General features: G+C 60.0%; 16 protein-coding genes. 9 read left to right on the top strand and 7 right to left on the bottom strand.

The features are described from left to right. The first annotated feature begins 171 nt into the window (after positions 1-171). From thrS to HHJ06_RS11720, 3 genes are all read left to right on the top strand, one after another. Entirely contained in the window at positions 172-2,064 is a 1,893-nt protein-coding gene (thrS, locus tag HHJ06_RS04535; RefSeq protein ID WP_215427987.1) for a threonine--tRNA ligase, read from the top strand. Positions 2,065-2,166: 102 nt separating this feature from the next. Further along, complete coding sequence (gene infC / locus HHJ06_RS04530) at positions 2,167-2,739, top strand: translation initiation factor IF-3 (protein WP_343206598.1); 573 nt, start codon at positions 2,167-2,169, stop codon at positions 2,737-2,739. A gap of 79 nt (positions 2,740-2,818) precedes the next feature. After that, entirely contained in the window at positions 2,819-3,238 is a 420-nt protein-coding gene (locus tag HHJ06_RS11720; protein WP_251841410.1) for a GNAT family N-acetyltransferase, read from the top strand. A gap of 27 nt (positions 3,239-3,265) precedes the next feature. Here the strand turns inward: HHJ06_RS11720 and HHJ06_RS04520 are convergent, their stop codons facing one another. Beyond that, positions 3,266-4,489, bottom strand: coding sequence for a DUF418 domain-containing protein (locus HHJ06_RS04520; RefSeq protein WP_215427985.1), 1,224 nt, complete (start codon positions 4,487-4,489; stop codon positions 3,266-3,268). Positions 4,490-4,492: 3 nt separating this feature from the next. Then, positions 4,493-5,668 (bottom strand): 1-deoxy-D-xylulose-5-phosphate reductoisomerase, encoded by a 1,176-nt coding sequence (locus HHJ06_RS04515; RefSeq protein ID WP_215427984.1) that lies wholly within the window; start codon positions 5,666-5,668, stop codon positions 4,493-4,495. Positions 5,669-5,937: 269 nt separating this feature from the next. Here HHJ06_RS04515 and coaD point away from each other — a divergent pair, with 269 nt between their 5' ends. Then, positions 5,938-6,447 carry a pantetheine-phosphate adenylyltransferase gene (coaD, locus tag HHJ06_RS04510; RefSeq protein WP_215428016.1) on the top strand — a complete coding sequence of 170 codons (510 nt, stop codon included), beginning with the start codon at positions 5,938-5,940 and terminating at the stop codon, positions 6,445-6,447. Between the two features lie 171 nt (positions 6,448-6,618). On the opposite strand, the gene HHJ06_RS04505 is transcribed toward coaD, so the two are convergent. The 4 genes from HHJ06_RS04505 to HHJ06_RS04490 form a co-directional block, all read right to left on the bottom strand. After that, positions 6,619-6,975 carry a peptide chain release factor family protein gene (locus HHJ06_RS04505; RefSeq protein ID WP_215427983.1) on the bottom strand — a complete coding sequence of 119 codons (357 nt, stop codon included), beginning with the start codon at positions 6,973-6,975 and terminating at the stop codon, positions 6,619-6,621. Continuing rightward, a complete protein-coding gene (locus tag HHJ06_RS04500; protein ID WP_215427982.1) occupies positions 6,962-7,516 on the bottom strand; it encodes a hypothetical protein in 555 nt (184 codons plus the stop codon). Before HHJ06_RS04500 ends, HHJ06_RS04505 begins: the two co-directional genes overlap by 14 nt. Beyond that, positions 7,503-8,888, bottom strand: a complete 1,386-nt coding sequence (locus tag HHJ06_RS04495) for a UTP--glucose-1-phosphate uridylyltransferase (protein WP_215427981.1) — start codon at positions 8,886-8,888, stop codon at positions 7,503-7,505. Before HHJ06_RS04495 ends, HHJ06_RS04500 begins: the two co-directional genes overlap by 14 nt. Before the next feature lie 93 nt (positions 8,889-8,981). Continuing rightward, on the bottom strand, positions 8,982-9,725 hold the full coding sequence (locus HHJ06_RS04490) for a class I SAM-dependent methyltransferase (RefSeq protein ID WP_215427980.1): 744 nt from the start codon (positions 9,723-9,725) through the stop codon (positions 8,982-8,984). A 154-nt stretch (positions 9,726-9,879) separates the two neighbouring features. Between HHJ06_RS04490 and HHJ06_RS04485 the strand changes: the two genes are divergently transcribed. From HHJ06_RS04485 to HHJ06_RS04465, 5 genes are all read left to right on the top strand, one after another. Next, positions 9,880-10,728: a hypothetical protein gene (locus HHJ06_RS04485; protein WP_215427979.1), complete on the top strand. Its 849-nt coding sequence runs from the start codon at positions 9,880-9,882 to the stop codon at positions 10,726-10,728. A 99-nt stretch (positions 10,729-10,827) separates the two neighbouring features. Further along, a complete protein-coding gene (locus HHJ06_RS04480; RefSeq protein ID WP_215427978.1) occupies positions 10,828-11,418 on the top strand; it encodes a tetratricopeptide repeat protein in 591 nt (196 codons plus the stop codon). A 280-nt stretch (positions 11,419-11,698) separates the two neighbouring features. Continuing rightward, the gene (locus tag HHJ06_RS04475) at positions 11,699-12,595 is read left to right on the top strand and encodes a LicD family protein (RefSeq protein WP_215427977.1); all 897 of its coding nucleotides are present in this window, start codon (positions 11,699-11,701) and stop codon (positions 12,593-12,595) included. Further along, positions 12,592-13,947: a Gfo/Idh/MocA family oxidoreductase gene (locus HHJ06_RS04470; RefSeq protein ID WP_215427975.1), complete on the top strand. Its 1,356-nt coding sequence runs from the start codon at positions 12,592-12,594 to the stop codon at positions 13,945-13,947. Before HHJ06_RS04475 ends, HHJ06_RS04470 begins: the two co-directional genes overlap by 4 nt. Positions 13,948-14,029: 82 nt before the next feature. Next, on the top strand, positions 14,030-16,069 hold the full coding sequence (locus HHJ06_RS04465) for an alpha amylase C-terminal domain-containing protein (protein WP_215427973.1): 2,040 nt from the start codon (positions 14,030-14,032) through the stop codon (positions 16,067-16,069). A 100-nt stretch (positions 16,070-16,169) separates the two neighbouring features. Here HHJ06_RS04465 and HHJ06_RS04460 read toward each other — a convergent pair whose 3' ends face one another. Next, a complete protein-coding gene (locus tag HHJ06_RS04460; RefSeq protein WP_215427971.1) occupies positions 16,170-16,550 on the bottom strand; it encodes a PEGA domain-containing protein in 381 nt (126 codons plus the stop codon). Between the last annotated feature and the right edge of the window lies 1 nt (position 16,551).

Genomic DNA, 16,551 nt, shown 5'->3' with positions numbered 1-16,551 from the left:
TGAGAGGGATACGGAATGATGCCCTCGCAGGAAAGGGCTGCCGGGGCCGGGCAACGGAATGCGGCAGCGGCCTTTTTCCTGCATTTTCCGCCGCCCCATGCCTTGATTTTTTGGAGAGAGGGGGTTTTTGCATTTGCCAACAGTGCCTAAGGGAGGTTAACTAATGCGCGTATGTCCGAACACAAGGAAAGAAAGACTCTTGAAGAACGCCATCAGATGTCTGATCTGGAACGGCTGCGCCACTCCTGCGCGCACGTTCTGGCTACGGCCATTTGCCGCCTCTGGCCGGACGCCCAGCTTGCCGGCGGTCCTGCCGTGGATAACGGTTTTTATTACGATGTGGAACTGGACCACCGCATCAGCACAGAAGATTTTGAGCGCATTGAGGCGGAAATGAAGAAGGTGGTGAAGGAAAACCAGCCTTTCCAGAAGGAAATCATCTCCCGTGCGGAGGCCATGAAGATGGCTGAATCCGGGGAACTGGGCGCCCTGGGGCCCCGCAGCGAGCCTTCCCGCTTCAAGATTGACCTGCTGAACGACATCCCGGAAGACGAGGAGATTTCCCTGTTCCGCAACGGTGATTTTACGGACCTGTGCGCCGGACCCCACGTTGGCCGCACGGGGAACTGCAAGGCGTTCAAGGTCATGAGCGTGGCGAGCGCCTTCTACAAGGGGGACAAGAACCGCCCCATGCTCCAGCGCATTTACGGCACCTGCTTCCCGAACCGCACCCAGCTTGACGAACATCTGGAACGGCTGGAGGAAGCGCGCCGCCGGGACCACCGCAAGCTGGGCCGTGAACTGGGCCTGTTCTGCATTGACGAGGCCGTGGGCCAGGGCCTGATTCTCTGGAAGCCCAAGGGCGCCCTCATCCGCCGCTCCCTTCAGGATTTCATCACGCAGGAGCTGGACAAGCTGGGTTATTCCCAGGTGTACACGCCCAACATCGGCAAGCTGGACCTGTACCGCACCTCCGGCCACTTCCCGTATTACCAGGAAAGCCAGTACGCCCCCATCCCGGAGCGTGACGCCATGGAAAAGCTCAGCCAGGAAGGCGCTTCCTGCGCGGAACTGTTCAACGGTCTGGCAACCGGCACTATTGAGGGCTACATGCTCAAGCCGATGAACTGCCCGCACCACATCAAGATTTACGCGAATGACGCCCATTCCTACCGGGACCTTCCCGTGAGGCTGGCGGAATTCGGCACCGTGTACCGCTGGGAGCAGAGCGGGGAGCTGGGCGGCATGACGCGCGTGCGCGGCTTCACGCAGGACGACGCCCACATTTTCTGCACGCCGGACCAGCTGGCCGGGGAAATCCGCCAGTGCCTGGGCATCGTGAAAACCATCTTCGGCACCCTGGGTATGACGGACTACCGCGTGCGCCTCTCCATGCGCGACCCGGAAAGCGACAAGTACGTAGGTTCCCCGGAGAACTGGGACAAGGCGGAACAGGCTCTGCGGGAAGCCGCGGAATGGCTGGGCGCGGATTACAGCGAGGAAGCCGGGGAAGCCGCGTTCTACGGCCCCAAGATCGACTTCATCGTGCGTGACGCCATTGGCCGTGAATGGCAGCTTGGCACCGTGCAGGTGGACTACAACCTGCCGGAACGTTTTGACCTCCATTACACCGGAGCGGACAACAAGCCGCACCGCCCCGTCATGGTGCACCGCGCGCCCTTCGGCTCCATGGAGCGTTTCACGGGCCTGCTGATTGAACACTTTGAAGGGAAATTCCCCACCTGGCTTTCCCCGGAACAGGTGCGCGTGCTTCCCATCTCCGACAAGGTGATGGAGGTTGCCCGCGCGCACCGGGAAGCGCTGGCCGCCAGAGGCGTGCGCGTGACGGTGGATGAAACGCCGGACAAGATCGGCGCCAAGATCCGCAACGCCCGTCTGGACCGCGTTCCGTACATGCTGGTGCTGGGCCAGCGGGAGGCGGAGGAAGGCACCGTTTCCGTCCGCCACAGGGACAAGGAAGACCTGGGGCCGATGCCCTTTGAACAGTTTGCTGACATTGTGGTCAGGGAAATTGCGGAACGTCATATTTCCCCCATGATTTGAGTTGCCAAGTTATTTTATTTAGTTTAGTAGTATCCGGACGTGCCAATCAAGCCAACGAAGAATAATGACAATCGCCGCCGTGAGCGCGGAGATCAAACCCGTGTGAATGAACGCATTCGCGCTCCACGCGTGCGCGTGGTGACCGCCAATGGCGACCAGCTCGGGGTAATGAATACGCGCGACGCGCTGGAAAAGGCCAAAGCCGTTGGCCTGGACCTGGTGGAAGTAGCAGGCAATGCCGATCCGCCCGTGTGCCGCGTGGTGGACTATGGACGGTACAAGTACCAGCAGTCCAAGCTCCAGAAAAACAACAAGAGCCGCACGATCAGGCTCAAGGAAATCAAGCTCCGCATCGGGACGGACACGAACGATTACAACGTGAAGCTGGCCCGTACGGAAAGCTTCCTGGACCACGGGCATAAAGTCCGGTTCCAGCTCCGCTTCCGCGGTCGTGAAAACGCCCACCAGGAGCTTGGCTATGACGTGTTCAACAAGGTCATTGCGGACATGAAGACCATGGCGCAGGTGGACCAGCCTCCGCGCCTGGCCGGCAACACCATGCACATGGTGCTTTCCCCGCTCCCCGCCCAGCAGCGCGTGAAGAAATTCACCGCCCACCTGGATGCTGACTTTGATTCGGAAGATTCCGCCTTTGACGCGGAAGACGACGAATAAAGCGCCGTCCTCCTCTTTTTTCCAGGCTTTCCGCCCTTTCAAGGCGGAAAGCCTTTTTTACATCTGAATGCTTTTTCCCATGGCCTTTTCCTACCGTGACACCAAGGAATTCTCTCCGGCAGAACTGGAGGAGTTGTTTCTCTCCGTCCAGTGGGAGTCCGGACGGCATCCGGAACGCCTGGCGGAGGCTTTGCGCCATTACGGGGCCGTGTTTTCTGCCTGGGATGGCGACAGGCTGGCAGGACTGGCCGCCGCCATGGATGACGGGACCATGACGGCATATGTCCATTACCTGCTGGTGCATCCTCGGTACCAGGGGCGTGGAATCGGCAGCAGCCTGCTGGATTTATGCAAGAAGCATTATGCCGGGTACTTGTGCGTGGTGCTTACTTCCTACCGGGAAGGAATACCCTTTTATGAGCGCAACGGCTTTATCCCGGACAGGGCGCAGGAGGCCATGCGCTTCATTCCTCCCCCTTCCGGGGAAAAGCCTCTTTAACGGGCACGGAGCACAGACGGCACGGGGTTATGAAGTACGCTTGCGGAACGGCTGCATCCGGCACATGGTGGCGGTGCGCCAGAGCCATTCCAGGGGGCCGTACAGGAAATAGCTTAGCCACAGGCGGCAGGCCCAGGCTTGAAGCAGGAAGACGGCTACCGCCGCGCAGAGACAGGCCCACGGCCCCATGTCCTGCGCCAGACCGAGACCCCACCCGAAGAAGAGGAACGTGAATACCAGCGTTTGGGAGACGTAGCACGTCAGCGTGCATTTGCCGGCGCTGCTGAGCAGTCTGGAGGGCAGGGTAAGTCCGGGATGGATGAAGAGCAGGACGGCGGCGGAGACAAAGGCCGCGGCGTAGGCGAGGTTTTCCCATTGGACGAGAAGATGCCGCAGGTCCGCTCCCAGCGGGTAGTCCAGCCGGGTGGGGAGGAACAGCCGCGCGAGCAGAAGCGCCAGAAACAGCGTTCCGGAGATTCCCAGCATCCGCAGGAACAGGCGGCGTTTGTTGGCGGCGTCCACAAAGACATGCCATCTCCCCGCCAGCATCCCCAGGATGAAGAGGCCCAGCGTTTGCCAGATGCGGCCGCTGAGCAGGAGGAACTGCCATTTGCCTGTCTGTCCCTGCGTCAGGTTCCAGAGGGCGGCTTCACTCCAGCTCCCGTGTTCATACAGGAATTCCCGCGAAGGGCCTGCCGCCGGGGATGCGGGCTGGAACCAGCCGGAGGAATGGGGCCATATATCCGCCATCCCGGCGCGGGACAGCGTGTCCATGAAGGAGATGGGCTGCATCAGGCACAGCAGGCAGAGGATGACGAGAAGAGGCGTGCCGCGTTTATACAGGGCAACCAGGGCAAAGCCCAGCACGCCGAAGATGGTGAGGATGTCTCCGTCGTAAAAAAGGGTGTGCGCCAGCCCAAACAGAAACAGGAGCGCCAGACGCCACATGAAGCGTTTCCGGAAGTCGACGCCCTTCTGTTCCTGCCTGTCCAGCTGGATGAAGAAGCTGAGGCCGAATAGGAAGGAGAAGAGAAGGAAGGATTTGCTGACAAAGAGGTATTCATAAACCCAGTCCGCCGCGCTGTTGGCCGCGGCCTGCCATCCCTCCGCCGGAGGAATGGGAAGGTACAGGTTGAAGTGGTCGTGCGCATGCACGATGACGATGCCCAGCAGGGCCAGCGCCCGGAGGATGTCCAGAATGGTGATGCGCGCCGCCTGAGGGGGCGTTCCGGCGGGAGTCCGGGCGGTCATGGGTCAGGAAGGGCGGGGAATGGATGGAATCAGTTCCGCGGCGCGGCGCCTAGCCCACTGGTCCGCTTCCAGGATGGGGGCCAGCTCACCGCGGGGGTCCGCCGGGGAATGGTCGTTCATGACGGATTCCACCAGCTTCCAGATGCCGGGGAAGGTGATTTTTCCCCGGATGAAGGCATCTACCGCCACTTCATTGGCGGCATTGTATACGGCGGCCATGGTGCTGCTGCTGGCTCCGGCCCTGCGGGCCAGGTCCAGCGCGGGGAAGGCGTCCGGGCGCGGCGCCTCAAACACCAGCTGGCCTATTTCCGCAAAATTGAGCTGCCTGAGGGAGTTGGGAACGCGGTCCGGCCACGTGACGGCGTACTGGATGGGGAAGCACATGTCCGAGCTGCTCATCTGGGCCAGCACGGTTCCGTCCCGGTATTCCACCATGGAATGCACGATGCTCTGCGGGTGGACGATCACGTCCACTTTTTCCATGGGAACGTCAAAGAGCCAGCGGGCCTCAATCATTTCCAGCCCCTTGTTGAACAGGGTGGCGGAGTCAATGGTGATTTTCCTGCCCATGCTCCACGTGGGGTGCTTGAGGGCCTGCTCCAGCGTGACGTGTTCCAGGTCCTCCTTCCTCCAGGTGCGGAAGGGACCGCCGGACGCCGTCAAAATCAGGCGGGAGACGGCTTCCGGGCCGCCGTGGTTGCCGTTCAGGCACTGGAAGATGGCGTTATGTTCGCTGTCCACCGGGAGTACTTGCACGCCGGCCCTGCGCGCCTTTTCCATGACGATTTGCCCGGCCATGACCAGGATTTCTTTGCTGGCGATGGCGAGGTCCTTGCCTGCCTCAATGGCGGCTAATGCGGGCTTGAGCCCGGCGGTGCCCACGATGGAGATCAGCACCATGTCCGCCTCCGGAAGCTGCGCCAGGCGGCACAGGCCTTCCTCTCCCGTTTCCACCCGTGCGCCGGGAAGGGCGCGGGCCAGTTCGTCCGCTCCGGACGGGTCAAAAATGCATACGTTGCGGACACTGAATTCCCGTGCCTGGAGCGCCAGGGCCTTCGCGCTGGTGCCGGCGGCCAGCCCCACGATTTCCATTCTGTCCGGAATGTCCCGGGCGACTTTCAGGGCGCTGGTTCCGATGGAACCCGTGGAACCCAGGATGACGACGCGTCGTTTCTGCATAACGGAAAAGAATGATGCAAAAAATACGGCTCCTTGACAAGCCGGGGGATGAAAATCTTCCCCGTGCCGTACAAAACGGCTTTCCTGGCTGTCCGCCCTCATTCAGGCGGGACGGGGGAAGGGGCGCTGCGCCTGTTGCCGCAGCAGTTGTTACGGCAGGCGTACCCCGTGTGCAGATGTCCGGAAAAGAACGGGCCTGGGCGGAAAGGGTGGGCCGCGGGATGGAAAAGGATTGTATTTTCTGCAGGAGGGCGTATAGCATGGCACGAATGAAGCGCATCGCCGTGTATGCCGGTAGTTTCGACCCTCTGACCAATGGTCACTTATGGATGATCAAGCAGGGGGCGAGGATGTTTGATGAGCTGATTGTGGCCATAGGCGACAATCCGGACAAGCACTATACGTTTTCCCATGAGGAACGCATGACCATGCTCCGGGTGGCGCTCTCCGACATGCCGGACGTGCGCATTGCGGAGTTCCACAACCGCTTTCTGGTGGACTTTGCCAACGAGCACGGGGCCACGTTCATGCTGCGCGGCATCCGTTCCACCCAGGATTATGAATATGAACGCGTGATGCGCCATATCAATGCGGACATGGCCCCCAAGGTGTGCACGGTGTTCCTGATGCCTCCGCGGGATACGGCGGAATTGTCCTCCAGCATGATCAAGGGGCTGATCGGCCCGGAAGGCTGGGAAGGGCAGGTGAGCCGTTATGTTCCCCACAATGTCTTCTCCATGCTGAAGGAGAAGTACCGGGAGATTTTCCCGCATTCCTAGGGGCGGTTGTGATTTAAAAAGCATTCATCCGTTTCACTTCGGAAGAAATTCATTTGCGAAGGCCGGATGCCTCCGCTCCCGGCTGGATGCTTTCGTCAAAGGCCGCGGGAAAGGGTTCTTCCTCCGTTCGGCTGCCGCAAAGGCTTGCGGCGCTTCCTGACGGTTTTCCATTTATTCCGGAGAAGAGCTGGGAGGGCCGGACCGCCTGCGCCTTCTTCTGTCCTTTTGCCTGCGCATGCGCTGGATGACGCGCGCCCTGGCGGCGCATTGGCCCGTTTGTGCCTGTTCCACGGCATCGCACAGTTCCCGCCGCGCCAGAAAACGGTTGAGTTCCCGGGAGCGGTCCACATGGCATTTGACGGCGATGCCCGTGGGAAGGTGCTTGAGATAAACGCAGTTGTTGGTTTTATTCACCTTCTGGCCCCCGTGCCCGCTGCCGCGGACAAAGCTTTCCTCCAGGTCCTGTTCACGGATGCCCAGGGCTTCCATCCGCTCCTTGAGAGCGGCCAGTTTTTCAGGCCTTACCATGACCGGAGCATTGCAGGGCGTTGACGCGCTGCCGGACCGCATGGACCAGCAGGTTACGGCTGGCGGGGGTCATGGAGCGCAGGCTGATGGAGACGGCGGCGCCGTCAGTCAAATGCAGATTCAGGCGTTTGCCCTTCCGGTCCACGGAATCCATTTGCTGCCAGAGGTACCACCGCATGGTGCGGCGGGGCCGCAGGAAAGGCAGGACCTCCACACCCAGCGGGGTAACGAGGACGGCAGCGTATTTCAGGCAGCGGCTCCCCAGATACAGGCAAAAAACGGCGGGGACGAGGGCTGCGGCCTGCATAGTCCACAGGGGGGCGGGAAGGTACGGGGTGATGGTATCATACCCAGTGAGCTGGAGGAAGGCGGCAATGACGACCAGCAGGAGTCCAGCCGCCACCAGGGTGGCGCCCGCACGGTTGCGGGTGAAGCGCAGTTCCCTTTCCCGCACGGGAATGTGCCGTATATCCTCCACGCCCAGGCCGGGCAGAACCGGGCCGGGTGTGGAGGCGGGGGAATGGAGGTCAGGCTCCGGCATAGATGCCCGGGAGAATTTCCTTTGTTTCTTCGGAACCGTTTTCCATCAGCAATGTGCCTTGGAGAATGGCTCCATCCTGGAAGTGGAAGCGGCCGCGCAGGGTCAGTTTGTCCAGGCCGATCAGGGAGGGCAGGCCCAAGCTGTCCAGGGAGTCCACCAGCTTGTACAGCTTGGAGTCTAGGTCCACAATGGGAGTTTTTCCTTCCCGTTCCGGAGCCAGGGCTACCTTGCCGCTTTCATCCACGGCGATGGCGTCCGAACGCAGCAGGAACAGGTCGGACGTGGTCTTGACCGGGAAGAAGCGGGAACGCGGGACGTTGACGGCCCGTGCGCCCGGGAAGCATTCCATGCCGGCACCCATGGCCGTCTCCAGCTGGTACACGGGGGCTGATTCCGGGTCGCGGGGATTGAGCGTCTTGCTGTTCCGGATCATGGGCAGGGGGAGTACGCCGCCGTTGGCGTCCAGGATTTCCTTCAGGGCATCCAGGCGTATCCAGAGGGTATTGGTATTGAAGTAGCGGTGTTTGGAGATGTTCTGGAATTCGGGGATGTCCGCTTCCGGGCACTGGGCCACTTCCCGCAGGATCAACTGGCCGTCCTTCTTCCTGACGGCCAGGTGGCCGCCTTTCTTGTCCGCCTCCGTGCGGCGGGTGACTTCCATGACGAAGGGGGCGCCGCTTTCCGCAAACCAGCGCAGGAAGTTCATGTCAAGCTGCGCGCCCAGGTTGTCGGAGTTGGAGACAAAGGCGTATTTGACGCCGTCCGCCAGCAGGCGGTCCAGCCAGCCGGAGCCCAGCAGGGCCGGGTACAGGTCTCCGTGGCCGGGCGGGCACCATTCCAGTTCCGGCTGTTCCGGACACGCGGCGGGGGTAAGGCCGTCCGCCAGGATTTTGGGCACGCGGTTCTGCATCAGCTCCACCTGGGAGGGGTCCGCAAAGCCGTCGTCCGCGTATTTTTCCAGGTAGGCCAGCGTGTCCGCGCTGGTGGAGAAGGAGTTCATCAGCAGAAGGCGCACAGGCGTGCCGGAGACGGAGCGGAGGTGTTTCACCTGCCTGACGATCAAGTCCAGGAACGTGTCCTCGCCCTTCACCTTCAATAGGCTTTTTGCCTTCTGGAGGCCCATGCTCGTACCAAGGCCGCCGTTGAGCTTGATGCAGACGCACTGGGAGATCAGGTCCTTGTCCGCCGCGGGGGTGGAGGCCGTGATTTCCTGCCAGTCAGCCACTTGGTCCGCGGGGAGGATATCCGTTTCCGGAATCATGCCGGAGTGGTTGGAGACGAGGGCTTCGTAACAGCGGGAGAAAGCTTTGATGGCCGCGGCCGGAATGCCGGCGGACTCCATCTTTTCTTCAAAAGGAGTGAACGTACTCATTGGCGGCTTTTGTACAAAATGCCCGGTGGAGGCTCAAGCATTATATAAGCGGCCCCTGCACGGGCGGGAGCTCCCGTGCAGGAGGCGGCTGTTTCATTTGACGGCAGTCACCCGTATGCGGCGGTAGTCCGCCACCCATTGGGCGCCGTCCCACAGCTCATTCCGCAGGGCCGCTTCCATTTCCTCAAAAATCCGGATACGCCTTTTTTCATGCAGGTTCTTCAAATCCGCCTGGAAAAACTGGCGCGCCCAGTTGCGCAAGCCGTCCGGGCCGTCTTTCAGCGGGGTGGGGCGATCAAAGTCCATGACCGTTTCCGGGTGCAGTCCCGCCTGTTCCAGCAGACAGCGGTATTCCTCCACAGTGGGGAAGTAAAAACGGGTTTTGACGGGAAGCTCCCTCTCCAGGAGGCTGGCCTGGAACGCCTCCCGGATGCGGAGAATGTTGCGGTGGGCTCCGAATTCACAGATCAGCCTGCCTTGCGGCTTCAGGACGCGGAAGACGGCTTTCAGAAGGGCCCCCTGGTCCGGTATCCAGTGAAAGGCGGCGTTGGAAAAGACAATGTCAAACCAGCCGTTCCAGGGCATGCGGCAGGCGTCCATCACGCGGAAGTCCATTCCGGGGTAAAGCTGCCGGGCCTTGGCGATCATTTCCGGGGAAGCGTCCATGCCTGTGACGAAGGGCGATTTTTCCAGCAGGGCATGCGTAAGGGTCCCGGTTCCGCAGCCCAGGTCCAGAATGGACAAGCCAGGATTTTCCGGCACGTTGGAGAGCAGGTCCTTGCCGTATTTCGCAACAAAATCATGCTTGTTTTCGTATAGCTCAGCGTTCCAGTCCATCACCTCCCCATGATAGGGTAAAAGGTATCTTTTTCAAGAAGACCCTGTCTTTTTCAGTGGAATTTTTCCGGAATGCCCCGGAGGACCGTTTCTCCCCGCCGCTCCGGGATTCTGCTTGCGTTCACGGGGATGAAATGATTAAGTTAAGCTCATTATGAAAGCAACAGCCCTGTTCATGGCGGCCTCAGCCCTGGCCGCAGTTTCCGCCGGCGCCTATGACGGATACGGTTATGATCCCCGGCCCGCAAGTTCCTATAATGATACGCTCAGCGGAGCGGCCCATATCGGTTATGATTCCCGGTATGCCTATAAGGACGTGGTGGCTTCTTCCCTGCTCAACCGCAGCGGCGTTTTCAACATCGGCGGTGAGCTGGACCTCAACCTGATCAAGGACTGGAAGCAGGAAATAGGCGCGGAATACATGGCCTTCTGCGACGGCCTGCTGAGCGACAAGGAGGCCTTTGACGCCAATTGGAAAGCCGTCAAGGAGCTGTTTCCCAACCTGTCTTTCCGGGGCGGGTATGAATTCAATTACGGCGGCCTGCCGGGTTATTTGAGCAAGCACATGGGAAAGGCCCCCCATTCCGTGGCCCAGTCCGTAACCGCCGGTCTGGCGTATGACGATCCCGGCCACGGCTATTTCGGCTCCCTGGACGTGCAGTACGGCTTTTACGGCATGATAGGCTGGCGCATTGACCTGAACGCGGGCAAGCGCTGGAGCGGCCTGATCCATGAAAAGGTGGATTTGGAATTGAGCGCCGGCACCAGCTATTCTTCCAGCTACTGGGGCGCGGGCGTTGACGGGTTTGACCAGTTCAACGTCAAGCTGGCGGCTCCCGTCCGCGTGACCGGGGTGGACGCCAGCCGCGGCTTCCGCATCATTCCCTTCATCCAGCTTGACTGGGCCGGAAACACGCGCTCCGATATACGGCGCTATACCGGCATGAGCACGATTGAGGATTTCCGCATCCGCGTGGGCGTGGAAGCCGTCTATCACTTTTAAGCGGAAGCCTCCGCGGCTCTTTCCCCCGGGAGGGCCGCGGAGACGTTCCCTCTTCTCCGGCGCTGCCCGGACTCTTTCTCCCCTTCTGGAAAAACCGCCATGTTGAAAATGATCCTGCTGCTGGCGCGGCGCACGTTTATACGGCTGCTGCTGGCAATGCTGCCTCTGGGGCTCTTTGCCGTTCTGGCGCAGGCCCTTGACCTTTCCCCCCTCCAGTCCCTGGTCACGCTGATTCCGGTGATTGCCTTTGAAGTATGGCTGGTGGTCAAGTATGTGCTGCCCGTCATGGGGGACCTGGTGACCAAGACGCTGTATTCCTCGAACATCACCACGGATGAGGAAGTGCTGGTGGAGGCCTCCCGGCGCATGCTGAATTCCGGAGACGCGCAGGGAGCCCTGGAGCTGCTGGAACGCTACCGGAAGGAGAATCCGGGGCTGGTGCGGTCCTGGCTCATGGAATCCGGCCTGCTGAATGACATGCGCAGGTATGCTGATTCCGTAAAAATCCTCCAGGAAGGCCTGGAATCCAGAAGATGGCGCAAGGAGGACCGGGCGCTGTTCCTGTACAAGATAGGGGTGATTTACGATTCCATGCTCAACAATCCGGACAAGGCGCGGAAATATTGGGAAGAGGCCGCGGACCGCTACCCCAATACGGCTTACGGACGCTCCGCCCTGGACAAGCTGTAAGGCTTGCTGATGCGCATGAAACATTCTGCTGGGATGGATTCCCTGAATGAAAGGCCCTTTCAAGCTTTTCCTTGAAAAAGGGAAGGACTTTTCTCCTGTGGCGGGAAAAGGAATAAACGTTGCATAGTTCGGGGGGTATATTATACTGCATTCTCTCCAAGGGAATAAGGCCGCTGCGGTTGCAGATGAGTGAAGAATCTTTCAGAACGGATTGAATATGGAAAAATTAGACCATATAAAATATATGGTGCTCTGTAAGTTGCCTTATCGTGTGCGGAAAATGATCAACTGGTTCGCGGAAAGGTTCAGGAAAGAGGAAGACCTGTCCCTTGTCGCAAGGTTGGAGGATATCCGCAACCTTCTTATTTACAACCATCCCGTTTCCCAGGTTCCTCCGGCCACGGGCAAGCTGCGGCTGCTTCAGGATGGCAATACCGTTCTGCTGGCCCTTTTTGCGCGGAAATGCCGGGAAAACGGCCTGAGGTACTGGCTGGATTACGGCACTCTGCTGGGCGCCGTGCGTCACCGGGGATTTATTCCGTGGGATGACGATCTGGACGCAAGCATGATGAGGCCGGAGTATGACCGCCTGTTGGAATTGCTTCCCTCCCTGTTTCCCCGGGAGGAAGGGTTTACCTGGAAGCGGCATGCCTTTTTACAGATAGGGTATGAGGGTACTCCGCTCAACATAGACGTGTATCCCTATCATTTTTATTCCGAGCCCCTTGTAAATGATGAGCAGCACGACAGCCTGGACAGGCGGCTTTCCGGCTTCAAGAAGGACGTCGTCCTGGTCAAGGACAGGATGAATCTGACGGATGAGGAGGTGCAGCAGAAAATCCGCCGGGAGATTCTGGAGGGAAGGGAACCGGGAGAGGAGAAGGACTGCCCCGGAATTTTTCTGTCCCCCGCCATCACTTTTACGAAAAACACCCATCTTTCCTATGAAACGTTCTTCCCCCTGGGCTCCATGGATTTTGAGGGATTGAAGTTTTCCGTGCCCAATCACGCGCGCCAGTACCTGCAGTTTTTTTATGGCGACTACCTGTCCTATCCGGACCGTATCCAGTTCAAGCATCCTTCCGTGAAGCATATGATGGAACACGTTCCCTTTGAAGCGGCGGTCAACCGTTTCATAGACGTTTACGGAAAGCAGATTGACACGTCCCAGCCATGAAAACGGTTATTACCTACGGTACGTTTGACCTGCTTCATACGGGGCACGTCAATCTTCTCAGGAGAGCCAGGGCGCTGGGGGACCGCCTCATCGTCGGTGTGACCACGGCCAGCTATGACCAGAGCCGCGGCAAGCTGAATGTGATGGAAAGCCTGGCGGAGCGCGTGGAAAACGTCCGGAAGACCGGACTGGCGGACCTCATTATCACGGAGGAGCTGGAAGGGCAGAAGCTCCATGACATCCAGAAGTATGGGGCGGATATTTTCGTGATCGGTTCCGACTGGACGGGGAAGTTCGACTATCTCCGCGAACACTGCGAGGTGGTTTACCTGGAGCGCACCAAGGGCGTTTCTTCAACGGACCTCCGTTCCGCCCGGAATTTCATTGTCCACATGGGGATAGCAGGCCACGGACGCATAGCGGGCCGTTTTCTTCAGGAGTCCAAGTACGTCAGCGGCATTGAAGTAACGGCCGTTTACGGTCGCGACGAGGAAAAAGTGCGCCGGTTTGCGGAGTCGTATGAACTGCTGGAATATGATACGGAGTATGAACGGTTCCTGGACAAGGTGGACGCCGCTTACATCGCCGTGCCGCATCACCTGCATTATGAGCTCGCCAAAAGGGCCCTCCTGAAAGGAAGGCATGTGCTGTGCGAGAAGCCCCTGGCGCTTTCCCGGGAGGAGGTAGAAGAGCTGTTCCTGCTGGCCGCGGAAAAGGGCTGCGTTTTACTTGAAGCGTTGAAGACGGCGTTTTTTCCGGCTTTCCAGCAGTTGACAGGCGTGGCGGAAAGCGGGGTCATCGGTTCCATCAAGGCGGTGGACGCAGCGTTCACTAAATTGATTGAAGATGATTCCAGCAGGGAGTTTGATCCCGCGCAGGCGGGGGGAGCGTGGACGGAGCTGGGGGCCTACCCCGTTTTCGTGATCGGGAAACTGCTGGGTACGGAAAGCCGGAGCCTCCGCTTCACGACTTGCAGGAAGCCGGAAACGGGGGTGGACCTTTTTACACGGGCGGATTTTCTTTATCCCAATGCGGCGGCCTCCGCCACAGTCGCCATCGGGGCCAAGAGGGAAGGGGACTTGTGCATTACGGGAACGCGCGGCTACATTTATGTTCCCTCTCCGTGGTGGAAAACGGAGATGTTTGAAGTGCGTTTTGAAGACCCACGGAAGAACAGGAAATATTTTGTCAGGTTTGAGGGCGACGGCCTCCGCTATGAGCTCGCCGCGTTTCTGCGCCTGGTTCACGGCTGCCGCCATGAGCTGAATCTCATGTCCCGGGATGATTCCCTGTTCATCGCTGGCGTCACCCGGCAGTTCCTGGATGGGGAAAACGTGGATGAGATCGGGTAAGGAACTCCTCCTGTTTGGGGACGGTTGGGGATGATTGTCTTTCTCCTTGACCCTGCTGATTGCGGCGGAGTATCATTGGATAATGAGAAGACCCCCTATTCCCGGTTTGGTGATGGCGGACGGATGGCTGCAGCCTTATTCCCGCCAGATACGCGACCGCCAGCGCTTGTTTGACCTGAAGATGAAAAGGATCAACCAGCATGCGGGCTCCCTGGAGGGGTATGCGCAGGGTTACCGCTATTACGGCCTCAACCGTGATCCGGAGACGGGCGCGTGGACGTACCGGGAATGGGCCCCTGCCGCCCGCGCCCTGTTCCTTACGGGGGATTTCAACGGCTGGGACCGGGAGAGCCACCCGCTGGTGCGGAATGAGCGCGGCGTGTGGGAGATTACACTGCCGCCTGATGCGCTGGCCCACGGGCAGAAGGTGAAGGTTCATGTGATCGGCGCGGACGGAACGGGGAAGGACCGTATTCCCGCCTGGATTACCAGGGCCGTGCAGGACCCCTCCACTTATGATTTTGCCGGAGAGGTGTGGATGCCGGAACACCCCTATGAGTGGCGGAATAACGGTTTTGACCCTTCCCGGATAGAGGTGCCGTTCGTTTATGAGGCGCATGTGGGCATGGGCGGGGAAGAGGGGCGCGTGCATACGTACCGTGAGTTTGCGGACGAGGTTCTCCCCCGCATCGCCAGCCTGGGTTATAATACCGTGCAGCTCATGGCCGTGCAGGAGCATCCCTATTACGGCTCCTTCGGTTACCATGTCTCCTCCTTCTTTGCTCCTTCCTCACGCTTCGGCACGCCAGAGGACCTGAAGTACCTGATTGACCAGGCGCACGGCCTGAACATCGCCGTGTTGCTGGACGTGGTGCATTCCCACGCCGTGAAGAATGAGGCGGAGGGACTGAACAATTTTGACGGTTCCGGCGGCATGTATTTCCTGCCGGGAGAGCGCGGGCATCATCCGGACTGGGATTCCTGCTGTTTTGACTATGGCCGGGACGAGGTGATCGAGTTCCTGCTGTCCAACGTCCGCTGGTGGCTGGAGGAGTTCCGCTTTGACGGCTTCCGCTTTGACGGCGTGACGTCCATGCTGTATTTCCACCGCGGGCATGAACCGTTCGGGGATTTGGGCGCGTACTTCGGGCCGTCCGTGGACCTGGACGCCGTGGCTTATTTGCAGCTGGCCTCCACGCTGATTCAGCGGGTGAAGCCGGGCGCGATCGCCATTGCGGAGGACATGTCCGGCATGCCGGGGCTGTGCCGCCCGGTGGATGAGGGGGGCCTGGGCTTTTCCCACAGGCTGGCCATGGGCATTCCCGATTACTGGATCAAGCTCCTCAAGGAGAAGAAGGATGAGGAGTGGAGCATGGGGGACATGTGGTATACGCTGACCAACCGGCGCTACGGAGAACCCCACGTGGCTTACTGCGAGAGCCATGACCAGGCCCTGGTGGGGGACAAGACGCTGGCGTTCCGCCTGATGGATGCGGAAATGTACTGGAAGATGGCCGTGGACCAGCAGAGCGTGGTCGTTGACCGCGGCATGGCGCTACACAAGATGATCCGCCTGGTAACCATGGCGACGGGCGGGGAAGGCTGGCTGAATTTCATGGGCAACGAGTTCGGCCATCCGGAGTGGATTGATTTTCCGCGTGAAGGCAACGGCTGGTCCTATGAGCACTGCCGCCGCCAATGGTCCCTGGTGGACAATCCCTCCCTCAGGTTCAAGTTCCTGAATGCCTTTGACCAGGCGATGGTCCGCATGGCCCTGGATGCCCGCCTGCTGAATAATCCGCCGCCGTTCCCGCTGAATATTGATGAGGGGAACCAGGTCATGGCGTTCCACCGCGGAGGCCTGCTGTTTGTGTTCAACTGGTCGGGGGACCGCGCGATCATGGATTACGTGCTGCCCGCGCCCCAGAAGGGGGAATGGAGGGTGGTGCTGGATACGGACAGCGCCCGCTTCGGTGGCTTTGGCCGGCAGGACGGCTCCATTCCGCATTTCACGGATGAAGACGGGAATCTTTCCCTATACCTGCTGCCGCGCACGGCCCTGGTCCTGAAAAGGGTGGGCTCCGCCGTCATGACCCGGCACGCCGGGCAGGAGGAAGGGTAACAGGGAATGGGGCGAACCAGCCTGCCAGATCCAGAGGATTTCCGGCGCATTAAGAAAAAAGCGGGACAGGGTCGCGCGTGATGCGCGGGCGGGACAGTCGCTACCACTGCGCGGGCAGCTCCCGCAGGGGCGGAGCTCCGGATTCCGCTTTTTTCAGGCGGATGGTCAGGGTATCCGTCTTGAAGTCCTTGGACTTTTCGTTATTGCTCCCCCACAGAATGGCTCCCTGCGTGGTCATCTCCGGATAAAACGTTTTTTCCGTGGAAAGGCAGCCGGGCTTGTCCGCCGCCACGTGAATGGGCTTGTGCCTGTTCAGGGAGAGGGTGACGGGGGCCTGCCCCACATAATCCCCGTTCACGCGCAGGCTGGCCCCGGAAGGGACGCTGCGGATGGTCATGTCCCTGGGGGCGCTGGTGCATGAGATGCACGCGCAGCACGCCGCGGAAAGGAGGAAGAGGTGCGGGAGAAGGCCGTGGGTCATC

Source organism: Akkermansia muciniphila (assembly GCF_018709685.1).
Lineage (GTDB): Bacteria > Verrucomicrobiota > Verrucomicrobiia > Verrucomicrobiales > Akkermansiaceae > Akkermansia > Akkermansia muciniphila_E.
Note: the sequence above shows the minus strand (reverse complement) of the source record. Positions and strands in the feature narration are given on the sequence as shown.

Excerpts from the sequence above, each read along its gene's own strand:
- thrS (WP_215427987.1), top strand. The coding sequence starts at position 172 with ATGTCCGAACACAAGGAAAGAAAGACTCTTGAAGAACGCCATCAGATG.
- HHJ06_RS04465 (WP_215427973.1), top strand. The coding sequence starts at position 14,030 with ATGAGAAGACCCCCTATTCCCGGTTTGGTGATGGCGGACGGATGGCTG.
- HHJ06_RS11720 (WP_251841410.1), top strand. The coding sequence starts at position 2,819 with ATGGCCTTTTCCTACCGTGACACCAAGGAATTCTCTCCGGCAGAACTG.
- HHJ06_RS04475 (WP_215427977.1), top strand. The coding sequence starts at position 11,699 with ATGATCAACTGGTTCGCGGAAAGGTTCAGGAAAGAGGAAGACCTGTCC.
- HHJ06_RS04485 (WP_215427979.1), top strand. The coding sequence starts at position 9,880 with ATGAAAGCAACAGCCCTGTTCATGGCGGCCTCAGCCCTGGCCGCAGTT.
- HHJ06_RS04470 (WP_215427975.1), top strand. The coding sequence starts at position 12,592 with ATGAAAACGGTTATTACCTACGGTACGTTTGACCTGCTTCATACGGGG.
- HHJ06_RS04495 (WP_215427981.1), bottom strand. The coding sequence starts at position 8,888 with ATGAGTACGTTCACTCCTTTTGAAGAAAAGATGGAGTCCGCCGGCATT.
- HHJ06_RS04480 (WP_215427978.1), top strand. The coding sequence starts at position 10,828 with ATGTTGAAAATGATCCTGCTGCTGGCGCGGCGCACGTTTATACGGCTG.
- HHJ06_RS04500 (WP_215427982.1), bottom strand. The coding sequence starts at position 7,516 with ATGCCGGAGCCTGACCTCCATTCCCCCGCCTCCACACCCGGCCCGGTT.
- HHJ06_RS04515 (WP_215427984.1), bottom strand. The coding sequence starts at position 5,668 with ATGCAGAAACGACGCGTCGTCATCCTGGGTTCCACGGGTTCCATCGGA.
- HHJ06_RS04490 (WP_215427980.1), bottom strand. The coding sequence starts at position 9,725 with ATGGACTGGAACGCTGAGCTATACGAAAACAAGCATGATTTTGTTGCG.
- HHJ06_RS04505 (WP_215427983.1), bottom strand. The coding sequence starts at position 6,975 with ATGGTAAGGCCTGAAAAACTGGCCGCTCTCAAGGAGCGGATGGAAGCC.
- HHJ06_RS04460 (WP_215427971.1), bottom strand. The coding sequence starts at position 16,550 with ATGACCCACGGCCTTCTCCCGCACCTCTTCCTCCTTTCCGCGGCGTGC.
- HHJ06_RS04520 (WP_215427985.1), bottom strand. The coding sequence starts at position 4,489 with ATGACCGCCCGGACTCCCGCCGGAACGCCCCCTCAGGCGGCGCGCATC.
- coaD (WP_215428016.1), top strand. The coding sequence starts at position 5,938 with ATGAAGCGCATCGCCGTGTATGCCGGTAGTTTCGACCCTCTGACCAAT.